This is a genomic window from Streptococcus oralis, from assembly GCF_964238205.1.
Lineage (GTDB): Bacteria > Bacillota > Bacilli > Lactobacillales > Streptococcaceae > Streptococcus > Streptococcus oralis_CZ.
Window position 1 is genome coordinate 82478 of the sequence record NZ_CAXSLF010000005.1, and the last position, 12700, is coordinate 95177.

Consider the following 12700-nt stretch of genomic DNA (forward strand, 5'->3'; position numbering starts at 1 on the left):
AACTTCAAATTCGAAGTTACTATTTTTGTTGTCTATATATTAGGAAGTTTCTTCATTCACAAATGTGAAGCCTTCCCCAAGAATTTCGTGAGCTTCAGTGATGGTGATAAAGGCCTTAGGATCAATCGTATGAATCAATTCTTTCATCTTAATCATTTCATTTCTTGCTACGATACAGTAGATAATTTTTAAATCTTTTTGACTGTAGTAACCTTGTCCAGATATGAAGGTGACACCTCGACCTAACTCTTCATTGATTTTATCTGCCACTTCCATAGGCTTTTGAGTGATAATCATAAAACCTTTTCCAGCATATCCGCCTTCACCAATCAAGTCAATAACTCTAGAAACGATGAAGTCAAATAGAAGTGTATAAGTAACGAGACGAAGGTCTTGGAAGATAATTAAAATGAGCATTAAGATAAGGAAGTCTAATGCAAAGAGTAATTTCCCCACGGAGATATTGGTGTACTTGTTCAGGATTCGAGCGACGATATCTGTTCCTCCAGTGGTACCACCAGCATTGAAGATAATACCCAGACCAAGTCCTAAAAGAACACCCGCAACTAATGCAACAATGACCAGATCTCCTTCAAGATTAAAGTTGAGAGGAATCTTCTCAAAGATTGCTAACCACATGGATAAGGAAATGGTTCCGAGTAGGCTGCTGTATAGGGTCTTTGCACCAAATATTTTCCAGGCTAGAATGAATAATGGGATATTGATGATGAGGTTCATCACGGAGATAGGGATGTTAAAGAGATAATAGGTAATCAAGGTGATTCCCGTTGCTCCACCCTCGAATAAGTGGTGGGGCACAACAAAATACGTGAGTCCGAAGGCATAAATGGCTGCTCCGAATATAATGGTTAAAATAGATTTGATATGCCGTAGCATTGAATGCACCTCCCATTTTTATTTGAGTCTACAGCAGTAACAGCCCACAAGTATACAAGACTTTATTTGATTTTCATGGACTGAATTTTTTCAGGGTCGGGTGTAACACGGAGGGTCTTTTGCCCAGTATAGGTGACAAAACCAGGTTTTCCACCAGTTGGTTTGTTGAGTTTTTTAACTTCAATCATATCTACCTGAACGAGATTTGAGAGACGTCCCTTAGAGAAGTAGGCTGCAAGTTCTGCAGCGTCTGTTTTTACCTCATCAGTCGGATTGAGATTGCCTGAGATAACAACATGACTTCCAGGGATATCCTTAGCGTGGAACCAGAGTTCTTCTTTACGGGCCATTTTAAAGGTCAATTCCTCGTTTTGTAGGTTATTGCGCCCTACATAGATGATCGTTTTTCCATCACTAGCTAGATACTGCTCAGGTTTTTGCCGTTTCTGGATTTTTTCCCTTTGTCTTCTGCGGATAAATCCTGTTTGGATCAATTCTTCGCGAATTTCAGCAATTTCATCGAGTCCGGCTTGATTGAGTACCGTTTCGACACCTTCTAGATAGAGAATGGTTGCCTTGGTTTCTTCAATCAGGTCAGTCAAGTATTTAACAGCTTCTTTTAATTTCTGATAGCGTTTGAAGTAGCGTTGAGCATTTTGGTTTGGAGTTAAAGCTTTATCAAGTGCAATCGTGATAGGCTGGTTGGTGTAGTAGTTTTCTAAAATGACCTGATCTTGGTCATTGGGAACTTGATGAAGGAAAGTGGTTAGTAACTCACCTTTTTGACGAAATTCTTCTGCATTTTCGGTAGCCAGAAGTTCTTTTTCCTGTTTCTTTAGTTTTTGACGATTCTTTTGTAGTTCATTTTCAACTCGACGTATGAGTTCGCTAGCCTGTTGTTTCACACGGTCACGTTCGGCTTTATCCTTATAATAGATATCAAGTAATTGTGAAAGACTGTCAAAATTCTCCGCTGTTTTACTAGAAAAAGGCACACAAGAAAAGGATTTATCTGTTAGGCAAGGTTTGGTTTCTTGTCCAAAGAAGTTCCGGAAAGTGGCTAGTTTATCATTAAGCAGTTGTCTTTCTAACTCGGTTGCTGTATCTCTTCCCAAACCTTGAAAGAGGTTTTGAAGGTTTTTAGCAGTTAACTCTTGGGTTTGTAGAATCTCAAAGAGTTTTTCGTCCTTGACCATAAAAGGATTGAGAGCTTCTGTACTTGGAGGAGCGATATAAGTAGCACCTGGTAATAAGGTACGGTAGCTATTTTGAGAGAAACCGATATGCTTGATAACTTCAAGAATTTTGTGACTAGACTTATCTACAAGGAGAATATTGCTGTGTTTGCCCATAATCTCGATAATAAGCGTGGCTTTGATATGGTCCCCAATCTCGTTTTTATTGGAAACCGTGATTTCCACGATACGATCGTTTTCAATTTGCTCGATTGACTCGATAACTGCTCCTTGAAGGTACTTTCTCAATACCATAATAAAAGTAGATGGCTGAGCAGGGTTTTCAAAGGTGGACTCTGTTAACTGGATGCGTCCAAAAACTGGATGGGCAGACAGGAGCAAACGATGGCTTTGGCGATTGCTACGGATTTGCAGGACCAATTCTTGGTCAAAGGGTTGATTAATCTTTTGGATGCGACCATTTAGTAGTTCAGTTCGCAATTCCTCAACCATGTGGTGTAAAAAAAATCCATCAAATGACATGGTTCTCTCCTCGTGAATGTATTCCATAGTATTATATCAAAAAGGTAGAATAAAATCATAGAAATGTGATATAATAAAGCCAAGTAAAGAGAATCGAGAAGCACATGTATATTGAAATGGTAGATGAAACTGGAAAAGTTTCAAAAGAAATTTTAGAACAAACACAGGAAATTTTAGAATTTGCTGCAAAAAAAATTGGAAAAGAAGACAAGGAAATGGCGGTCACATTTGTGACCAACGAACGAAGCCATGAACTCAATCTAGAGTTTCGTGATACCGATCGTCCAACAGATGTTATCAGTCTTGAATATAAGCCGGAGTTAGAGATTGCCTTTGATGAGGAAGATCTGGAAAATGATCCCGACTTGGCAGATATGATGTCAGAATTTGATGCTTATATCGGTGAGCTTTTCATTTCCATTGATAAGGCACATGAGCAAGCTGAGGAGTACGGTCATAGTTTTGAACGTGAAATGGGCTTCTTGGCAGTGCACGGCTTTTTACACATTAACGGCTATGATCACTACACTCCCGAGGAAGAAGCGGAGATGTTCGGTTTACAAGAAGAAATTTTGACAGCCTATGGACTCACAAGACAATAAACGAAAATGGAAAAATCGTGACCTAATCTCCAGTTTAGAATTTGCCATTACAGGGATTTTTACTGCGATTAAGGAAGAACGTAACATGAGAAAGCATGCAGTGACGGCTCTAATAGTTGTCCTTGCAGGTTTTGTTTTTCAGGTGTCACGAATCGAATGGTTATTTCTACTTTTGAGCATTTTCATGGTAGTAGCTTTTGAGATTATTAATTCAGCTATTGAAAATGTAGTAGATTTGGCTAGTCACTATCACTTTTCTATGTTGGCAAAAAAAGCTAAAGACATGGCAGCTGGTGCCGTGCTTGTGGTCTCTATTTTTGCCGCTTTGACAGGTGCACTTATCTTTCTCCCACGGATTTGGGATTTATTATTTTAAACAGTAAGAGGAAATTATGACATTTAAATCAGGCTTTGTAGCCATTTTAGGACGTCCAAATGTAGGGAAGTCAACTTTTTTGAATCACGTTATGGGGCAAAAGATTGCCATCATGAGTGATAAGGCGCAGACAACGCGCAATAAAATCATGGGGATTTACACCACTGATAAGGAGCAAATCGTCTTTATCGATACTCCTGGAATTCACAAGCCTAAGACAGCACTCGGAGATTTTATGGTAGAGTCAGCCTATAGCACCCTTCGTGAGGTGGATACTGTTTTATTCATGGTGCCTGCTGATGAAGCGCGTGGTAAGGGTGATGATATGATTATCGAGCGTCTTAAAGCTGCTAAAGTTCCTGTAATTTTGGTGGTCAATAAGATTGATAAGGTTCATCCAGACCAGCTCTTGGCTCAAATTGATGATTTCCGTAATCAGATGGATTTCAAGGAAATTGTTCCTATTTCAGCCCTTCAGGGAAATAACGTTTCTCGTCTAGTCGATATTCTCAGTGAAAATCTTGAGGAAGGTTTCCAATATTTCCCTGCGGATCAAATTACTGACCATCCAGAACGATTCTTGGTTTCTGAGATGATTCGTGAAAAGGTCTTACACTTAACTCGTGAAGAAATTCCACACTCAGTTGCAGTAGTGGTGGACTCAATGAAAAGAGACGAGGATACAGACAAGGTTCATATTCGAGCAACTATCATGGTCGAACGTGATAGCCAAAAAGGGATTGTCATCGGTAAAGGTGGTGCCATGCTCAAGAAAATTGGGACTATGGCCCGTCGTGATATCGAGCTTATGCTAGGGGACAAGGTCTTCCTAGAAACTTGGGTCAAGGTTAAGAAAAACTGGCGAGATAAGAAGCTAGATTTGGCTGACTTTGGCTATAACGAAAAAGAATATTAAGAAGAGGTGGGCAGTAGCCTGCTTCTTGTTTTTAGAGAAGGAGGAGTTATGCCTGAATTACCTGAAGTCGAAACGGTTCGACGAGGTCTTGAAAAACTGATTCTAGGGAAGAAGATTTCGAGTATAGAAATTCGCTATCCCAAGATGATTAAGACAGATTTGGACGAGTTTCAAAATGAAGTGCCTGGTCAAGAGATTCAATCGATGGGGCGCCGTGGCAAGTATTTACTTTTCTACTTGACAGATAAGGTTTTGATTTCTCATCTACGGATGGAAGGCAAGTATTTTTATTATCCAACCAATGTTCCTGAACGTAAGCATGATCATATTTTCATCCAGTTTGAAGATGGTGGTACTTTAGTTTATGAGGATCTACGCAAGTTTGGCACTATGGAATTGCTTGCTCCTGAACTCTTAGATGCTTACTTTGCATCTAAAAAGCTTGGACCAGAACCTACTGAGCAAGATTTTGATTTAGGAAGATTTAAACGAGCCTTGAAAAGGTCAAAAAAACCTATTAAATCTCATTTACTTGACCAGACGCTAGTTGCAGGATTGGGAAACATTTATGTAGACGAAGTACTCTGGAGGGCCAAGGTTCACCCTTCTAGACTTTCTAACAGTTTAACTGCTCAAGAGGCCAGAAAAGTCCATGATGAAACGATTAAGGTTTTAGGAAAGGCTGTTGAAAAGGGTGGTTCAACTATTCGCACCTATACCAATGCATTTGGAGAAGATGGCACCATGCAAGAATTTCATCAGGTCTATGATAAAACTGGGCAATCTTGTTCGTGTTGTGGAACCGTAATTGAGAAATTTCAGCTCGGCGGGAGAGGCACTCACTTTTGTCCAAACTGTCAAAGGAGGGACTGATGGGAAAAATAATCGGAATCACAGGCGGTATTGCTTCTGGGAAATCGACCGTTACAGAATTTCTAAGGCAAAATGGGTTTGAAGTAGTGGATGCAGATGCCGTGGTTCACCAACTACAAAAACCCGGTGGACGACTTTATCGGATTTTAGTGGATCATTTTGGGGAGAATATCCTTCTTGAGAATGATGAATTGAATCGACCATTACTTGCCAGTCTTATCTTTTCTAACTCTGAGGAGAGAGAGTGGTCTAAACAAACTCAAGGCCAAATTATCCGTGAAGAATTGTGGGATTTGAGAGACAAGTTAGCTCAGACTGAGGACGTATTTTTCATGGATATTCCATTACTTTTTGAGCAAGACTATGCTTCATGGTTTGATGAAACTTGGCTAGTTTATGTAAGTCGAGATACCCAGCTGGATCGCTTAGTGAAACGAGATTGTTTGACTATAGATGCAGCACAAGCCCGTCTTTCCTCCCAGTGGCCCTTAGAAGAAAAGAAAAAATTGGCTACTTGTGTAATAGATAATAATGGCAGTCGAGAGCAACTTTTGAGTCAGGTAGTGAAATTACTTGAAGGAGGCTATATCCATGCAAGAGATTAGTTGGAAGGATAATCTTCGTATTGCTTGGTTTGGTTGCTTTTTAACGGGGGCCAGCATTTCTCTTGTTGTTCCTTTCATGCCTATTTTTGTGGAACAGTTAGGAGTTAAAGGGGATCAAGTTGCCTTTTATTCAGGTTTAGCTATATCTGTTTCTGCAATTTCTGCAGCCTTTGTATCACCAATTTGGGGAATATTAGCAGACAAGTATGGTCGAAAACCTATGATGATTCGTGCAGGGCTAGCCATGACCATTACCATGGGCGGTTTAGCTTTCGTTCCAAATGTTTTCTGGCTCTTGTTCTTACGATTCCTTAATGGAGTTTTTACAGGATTTGTTCCAAATGCAACAGCCTTGATTGCTAGTCAAGTACCCAAAGATAGGTCTGGATACGCTCTAGGGACTTTATCAACTGGTGTTGTCGCTGGAACTTTGACTGGCCCCTTTGTCGGTGGACTCATTGCCGAAATTTTTGGCATTCGAAATGTCTTTTTATTAGTTGGTAGTTTCCTATTTTTGGCTGCTTTCTTAACCATTCTTTTTATCAAAGAAAAATTCCAACCAGTATCGAAAGAAAAAGCCCTTCCCACAAGAGAACTTTTTACCTCTGTCAAATACCCTTTTATCCTGTTGAATCTATTTCTAACTAGTTTTGTGATCCAATTTGCCGCCCAATCTATCGGTCCCATCCTTGCCCTTTATGTACGAGATTTGGGACAGAAAGAGAATCTTCTTTTTGTCTCTGGTTTGATTGTATCCAGTATGGGATTTTCAAGTATGATGAGTGCAGGTATCATGGGTAAATTAGGTGATAAAGTGGGCAATCATCGACTCCTTGTCGTAGCTCAGGTATATTCAGTTTTCATATATCTATTATGTGCAAATGCGACTAGCCCATTCAAATTAGGCTTCTATCGTTTTCTATTTGGTCTGGGGACGGGAGCTCTGATACCTGGTGTCAATGCTCTCCTAAGCAAAATAACCCCTAAAGTTGGTATTTCAAGGGTATTTGCCTTTAATCAAGTCTTCTTTTATCTAGGAGGAGTGATAGGTCCTTTAGCAGGATCAGCAGTAGCGAGACAATTTGGCTATCACTCAGTATTTTATGCAACAGCTCTTTGTGTAGCTCTTAGTTGTTTATTTAACCTTATCCAATTTAAAACATTATTAAAAGTAAAGGAAATCTAGTGCGAGTAAAAATCAATCTCAAATGCTCCTCTTGTGGCAGCATCAATTATCTAACCAGTAAGAACTCCAAAACCCATCCAGACAAGATTGAGGTCTTAAAGTATTGCCCAAAAGAAAGAAAAGTGACTCTACATCTTGAATCTAAGTAGAAATTATGGTAGAATAATAGGGATTTTAAGGAGTTTGATATGTATAACCTATTATTAACCATTTTATTAGTATTATCTGTTGTGATTGTGATTGCAATTTTCATGCAACCAACTAAAAACCAATCTAGCAATGTATTTGATGCCAGTGCAGGTGATTTGTTTGAACGTAGCAAAGCGCGCGGTTTTGAAGCTGTGATGCAACGTTTGACAGGAATTTTAGTCTTTTTCTGGCTAGCCATTGCCTTAGCATTGACGGTATTATCAAGTAGATAAGAAAATAATGGGCGGGACTAGGTCTTTGCCTATTTTTATTTTTAAAAGAAATAAGGTTTTACACCAAAAAGAAAATATTATAAATCTAGAAAGTAAACATGAAAGATAAAATAAAAGAATATTTACAAGAGAAGGGGAGTGTCACAGTTAATGACTTGGCCAGTGCTCTCGGGAAGGATGGTTCAAAGGACTTCCGTGAGTTAATCAAAACTCTTTCCTTGATGGAACGTAAGCACCAGATTCGCTTTGAAGAAGATGGTAGTTTAACCCTAGACCAGAAGAAAAAACATGAGATTACCCTAAAAGGAATTTTCCATGCCCATAAAAATGGGTTCGGTTTTGTAAGCCTTGAAGGCGAAGAAGACGATCTTTTTGTTGGGAAAAGTGATGTTAACTACGCCATTGATGGTGATACTGTTGAAGTTGTCATTAAGAAAGTTGCTGACCGTAACAAAGGAACTGCTGCAGAAGCAAAGATTATCGACATCCTAGAGCACAGTTTAACGACAGTTGTTGGGCAAATTATTCTCGATGAGGAAAAGCCTAAGTATGCAGGTTATATCCGTTCTAAAAACCAAAAAATAAGTCAACCGATTTATGTGAAAAAGCCATCTCTCAAACTAGAAGGGACAGAAGTACTCAAGGTCTTTATTGACAAGTACCCAAGTAAGAAACATGACTTCTTTGTGGCGAGTGTCCTAGATGTGGTTGGACATTCAACAGATGCAGGAATTGACGTTCTTGAGGTCTTGGAATCAATGGATATTGTCTCAGAGTTTCCGGAGGCAGTTCTCAATGAAGCTGAAAGTGTACCTGATGCTCTATCCGAAAAAGACATGGAAGGCCGTCTGGACCTGAGAGATGAAATTACATTTACCATAGATGGAGCCGATGCCAAGGACTTAGACGATGCAGTTCACATCAAGCTATTGAAGAATGGAAATTTTGAACTTGGAGTTCATATCGCTGATGTCTCTTACTATGTGACAGAGGGTTCTGCTCTTGACAAAGAAGCCCTCAATCGTGCGACCTCTGTATATGTGACAGACCGTGTGGTTCCAATGCTTCCAGAGCGCCTTTCAAATGGTATCTGTTCCCTTAATCCTCAAGTAGACCGCTTGACTCAGTCTGCGATTATGGAAATTAATAAGCAGGGTCGTGTTGTGAATTATACGATTACGCAGACCGTTATCAAAACAAGTTTCCGTATGACCTATAGTGCTGTTAATGATATCCTAGCGGGTGATGGGGAGAAGAGACAAGAGTTTAAGAAAATTGTTCCTAGTATCGAACTTATGGCCAAGCTTCATGAAATTCTTGAAGGTATGCGGATTAAGCGTGGAGCTTTAAATTTTGATACCAATGAAGCTAAGATTTTGGTAGATAAAAAAGGGAAGCCAGTTGATATTGTTCTTCGTCAGCGTGGTGTTGCTGAACGTATGATTGAGTCCTTTATGCTGATTGCCAATGAAACAGTTGCGGAACACTTTAGCAAGCTTGATTTACCTTTTATCTATCGTATTCATGAGGAACCTAAAGCTGAAAAAGTTCAGAAGTTTATTGATTACGCTTCTAGTTTTGGTTTACGAATCTATGGTACTGCGAGTGAGATAAGCCAGGAAGCTCTCCAAGATATTATGCGTGCTGTTGAAGGAGAGCCTTATGCAGATGTATTATCAATGATGCTTCTCCGCTCTATGCAACAAGCTCGTTATTCTGAGCATAATCATGGTCACTATGGACTTGCTGCGGACTATTACACTCACTTTACTAGTCCAATTCGTCGTTATCCGGACCTCTTGGTTCACCGAATGATTCGCGACTATGGACGTTCTAAGGAAGTGGCGGAGCATTTTGAACAAGTGATTCCAGAGATTGCGACTCAATCTTCAAACCGTGAGCGCCGTGCCATCGAGGCAGAGCGTGAAGTTGAAGCCATGAAAAAAGCTGAATTCATGGAAGAGTACGTTGGTGAAGAGTATGATGCAGTTGTTTCAAGTATTGTTAAATTTGGTCTTTTTGTTGAATTGCCAAATACAGTTGAAGGCTTGATTCACATTACCAATCTACCTGAGTTCTACCATTTCAACGAACGTGATTTAACCCTTCGTGGGGAGAAATCAGGAATTACTTTCCGAGTGGGACAACAGATACGCATTCGAGTTGAAAGAGCAGACAAGATGACTGGTGAAATTGATTTCTCCTTTATTCCAAGCGAATTTGATGTCATTGAGAAAGGATTGAAAAAGTCTGGTCGTAAGGATAGAGGTCGTCGTTCAGATAAGAAAGAAGACAAGAGAAAAGCTAGTCGCTCAAGTGATAAGCGCAAGCATTCTTCAAAAGACAAGAAGAAAAAGAGCAAGAAACCTTTTTATAAGGAGGTAGCAAAGAAAGGAGCTAAGCATGGCAAAGGGCGAGGGAAAGGTCGTCGCGCAAAATAAAAAGGCGCATCACGATTATACAATCGTAGATACGCTAGAAGCAGGAATGGTCCTGACAGGAACTGAAATTAAGAGTGTTCGAGCTGCTCGCATCAATCTGAAAGATGGGTTTGCCCAGGTTAAGAATGGGGAAGTTTGGCTTAGTAATGTCCATATCGCTCCTTATGAGGAAGGCAACATCTGGAATCAGGAGCCAGAACGTCGTCGTAAACTTCTCCTTCATAAAAAACAAATCCAAAAGTTGGAGCAAGAAACCAAAGGGACAGGGATGACTCTGGTTCCACTTAAAGTCTACATCAAAGATGGCTACGCCAAGCTACTCTTAGGACTTGCAAAAGGGAAACACGACTATGACAAACGGGAGTCTATCAAACGTCGTGAGCAAGATCGTGATATTGCGCGTGTCATGAAAGCAGTTAACCATCGATAGAAAGAGTGAACTAAATGGAAAAACTAGTTGCCTATAAACGCATGCCTGTCTGGAATAAAGACACCATGCCTGAAGCTGTTCAAAGAAAACACAATACTAAGGTTGGAACCTGGGGCAAAATCACTGTATTAAAAGGAACCCTTAAATTTATTGAATTAACTGAAGAGGGAGAAATTATAGCTGAGCATCTCTTTGAAGCAGGTGCTGATAATCCTATGGCGCAACCTCAAGCCTGGCACCGTGTAGAAGCTGCTACAGATGACGTAGAATGGTACTTGGAATTTTATTGTAAACCTGAGGATTATTTCCCTAAGAAATACAATACTAATCCAGTCCATTCGGAAGTCTTAGAAGCTATGCAGACGGTAAAACCGTGTAAGGCACTAGATTTGGGTTGTGGTCAAGGAAGAAATGCACTCTTTCTCGCTCAACATGGATTTGATGTCACAGCAGTGGACCAAAATGAGCTATCCCTTGAAATGTTACAAAGCATCGTGGAGCAAGAAGACTTAGAAATGCCTGTAGGCCTCTACGATATCAATTCAGCTAGCATAGGCCAAACTTACGATTTTATCGTATCAACGGTTGTGCTCATGTTTTTACAAGCAGAACGTATTCCTGCTATTATCCGAAACATGCAGGAACAAACCTCTATCGGTGGCTACAATTTGATTGTTTGTGCCATGGATACGGAAGATTATCCATGTTCAGTTAATTTTGCCTTTACCTTTAAAGAGGGGGAATTAGCAAATTACTACCAGGACTGGGAATTGGTTAAGTATAATGAAAATCCTGGTCATTTGCACCGTCGTGATGAAAATGGCAATCGTATCCAACTACGATTTGCTACTATGTTGGCTAAAAAGATAAAATAAAATCTTAAAACGAATAGAAAAGCTATCAATTTCTATTCTTTTTTTTATATAAAGACTTGAGGGCCAATCAACTGAATTATGCTATACTAGATGTGTAGAAAATGCTAAAGACAATCTCTTAACCCGTATTTCTATGAAGTTTACAATAAGAAATTTTAAATTTTCCATACTACTAATAAGTCTTTAATAGGGAGGTAGCGACATGGCGAGTCTTTTAGTCGAGCTTTTTGATCATCACACTATCGAGAAAAATGTTTATCAGACTTTTATTTGTGATTGTGACGAGGTTCTATTTCTCTCCTTGAAAAAAATTACAGAAGAAGAAAGGTTGTCCTTGAAGCATTTTTTGCTGGATCAAGTTTCCCATGTAAAACAAGTGCATTTTCGGCAAATAAGTCTAGATAAGATTACGGATGATTTGAATCTTTTCTTGACTAACTATGATTCAGTGACCTTAGATGTTTTTGGAGGAGATTCGATATTAGCTATTTTTCTGTATCAGTATGGTTTGGAAAAGCAATTACCGATTATTGCAATAGATATTGATCAAGGAAAACAATTCAAATGGAAAATGGGTAAAGTGGAGAAGGAAGAGTTAGTGATTCCTAGTCTGACCATTGAACAGTTGATGGCCTTACGGGGTGGTAAACTCATCAAATCGAAACAACCTAAATACAGTCCGAAACAAATTACTACCATCAAAAAACTAGCAAACTATGCAATTTTAAACCCAGAGCAATGGTATCAGATTACTCAATTCTTTGCATTAGCTAAAACAATTGATTTTCATGCTAAAACAGTAAAAGTTTTGGAAAGTAACGGAAAAAGGTACTCTTATCCAGAATCAATGATTCCTCTACTAACAGAAGCTAACTTGATTCATATTGATGCAGAAAGTTCCGAACATATTAGTTACACTTTTTCTAGCTCTGAGGCACAATTGCTCTGTCGCACTAAAGGTCATATTTTAGAATTATATCTCTATCTTTTAGCGATAGAGTCAGAGTATTTTGATGAATGTATGATAGGGGCAGAAATTGACTGGAATGGTATTTTCCCTGAAGTTGATAATGTACAAAATGAAATTGATGTTGTCCTCCGTAAAGGTCAATCCATTATTTTTATATCTTGTAAAATGACAGACTTGTCTGTAGAAGCTATTAATGAACTAGAGGTATATGCCAATCATTTTGCTGGTGAAACTTGTTTGAAATTAATTGTTTGCTCTGGAAAAATCAATCCCGTATATAACCATCGCTGTCAAGAGTACGGTGTATTGGTGATTAAACAAGATCAAATTTCAAATCTGATTCCCATGTTACAAAAACATATCAAAAAGCATAAAATATGAGCTGGATT

At 39.2% G+C, this 12700-nt stretch carries 14 protein-coding genes; 12 read left to right on the forward strand and 2 right to left on the reverse strand.

Annotated elements, in window-relative coordinates:
• Positions 1-39: 39 nt before the first annotated feature.
• Together ACESOD_RS07670 and ACESOD_RS07675 are read right to left on the reverse strand one after the other, a co-directional pair.
• Positions 40-897: a YitT family protein gene (locus ACESOD_RS07670; protein WP_000943915.1), complete on the reverse strand. Its 858-nt coding sequence runs from the start codon at positions 895-897 to the stop codon at positions 40-42.
• A gap of 62 nt (positions 898-959) precedes the next feature.
• Entirely contained in the window at positions 960-2615 is a 1656-nt protein-coding gene (locus tag ACESOD_RS07675; RefSeq protein ID WP_373094788.1) for an Rqc2 family fibronectin-binding protein, read from the reverse strand.
• Between the two features lie 104 nt (positions 2616-2719).
• Between ACESOD_RS07675 and ybeY the strand changes: the two genes are divergently transcribed.
• From ybeY to ACESOD_RS07735, 12 genes are all read left to right on the forward strand, one after another.
• Complete coding sequence (ybeY, locus tag ACESOD_RS07680) at positions 2720-3217, forward strand: rRNA maturation RNase YbeY (protein ID WP_049509666.1); 498 nt, start codon at positions 2720-2722, stop codon at positions 3215-3217.
• On the forward strand, positions 3198-3593 hold the full coding sequence (locus ACESOD_RS07685) for a diacylglycerol kinase family protein (RefSeq protein WP_373094791.1): 396 nt from the start codon (positions 3198-3200) through the stop codon (positions 3591-3593). Before ybeY ends, ACESOD_RS07685 begins: the two co-directional genes overlap by 20 nt.
• Positions 3594-3609: 16 nt before the next feature.
• Positions 3610-4509, forward strand: a complete 900-nt coding sequence (era, locus tag ACESOD_RS07690) for a GTPase Era (protein WP_000143255.1) — start codon at positions 3610-3612, stop codon at positions 4507-4509.
• 48 nt (positions 4510-4557) lie between these two features.
• On the forward strand, positions 4558-5382 hold the full coding sequence (mutM, locus tag ACESOD_RS07695) for a DNA-formamidopyrimidine glycosylase (RefSeq protein WP_001114615.1): 825 nt from the start codon (positions 4558-4560) through the stop codon (positions 5380-5382).
• A complete protein-coding gene (gene coaE / locus ACESOD_RS07700) occupies positions 5382-5987 on the forward strand; it encodes a dephospho-CoA kinase (protein WP_000516161.1) in 606 nt (201 codons plus the stop codon). The genes mutM and coaE overlap by 1 nt, the downstream gene beginning before the upstream one ends.
• The gene (locus tag ACESOD_RS07705) at positions 5974-7173 is read left to right on the forward strand and encodes a multidrug efflux MFS transporter (RefSeq protein WP_373094792.1); all 1200 of its coding nucleotides are present in this window, start codon (positions 5974-5976) and stop codon (positions 7171-7173) included. The genes coaE and ACESOD_RS07705 overlap by 14 nt, the downstream gene beginning before the upstream one ends.
• Entirely contained in the window at positions 7173-7322 is a 150-nt protein-coding gene (gene rpmG, locus ACESOD_RS07710) for a 50S ribosomal protein L33 (RefSeq protein WP_001809104.1), read from the forward strand. Before ACESOD_RS07705 ends, rpmG begins: the two co-directional genes overlap by 1 nt.
• A 39-nt stretch (positions 7323-7361) precedes the next feature.
• Positions 7362-7595, forward strand: coding sequence for a preprotein translocase subunit SecG (gene secG, locus ACESOD_RS07715; RefSeq protein ID WP_000282514.1), 234 nt, complete (start codon positions 7362-7364; stop codon positions 7593-7595).
• Positions 7596-7693: 98 nt separating this feature from the next.
• Positions 7694-10036, forward strand: a complete 2343-nt coding sequence (rnr, locus tag ACESOD_RS07720; protein WP_373094794.1) for a ribonuclease R — start codon at positions 7694-7696, stop codon at positions 10034-10036.
• Positions 9999-10466 (forward strand): SsrA-binding protein SmpB, encoded by a 468-nt coding sequence (smpB, locus tag ACESOD_RS07725; RefSeq protein WP_001051741.1) that lies wholly within the window; start codon positions 9999-10001, stop codon positions 10464-10466. The genes rnr and smpB overlap by 38 nt, the downstream gene beginning before the upstream one ends.
• Positions 10467-10480: 14 nt before the next feature.
• Complete coding sequence (gene tehB / locus ACESOD_RS07730; RefSeq protein WP_373094795.1) at positions 10481-11341, forward strand: SAM-dependent methyltransferase TehB; 861 nt, start codon at positions 10481-10483, stop codon at positions 11339-11341.
• A 202-nt stretch (positions 11342-11543) separates the two neighbouring features.
• On the forward strand, positions 11544-12692 hold the full coding sequence (locus ACESOD_RS07735) for a hypothetical protein (RefSeq protein WP_373094796.1): 1149 nt from the start codon (positions 11544-11546) through the stop codon (positions 12690-12692).
• Positions 12693-12700: the final 8 nt, after the last annotated feature.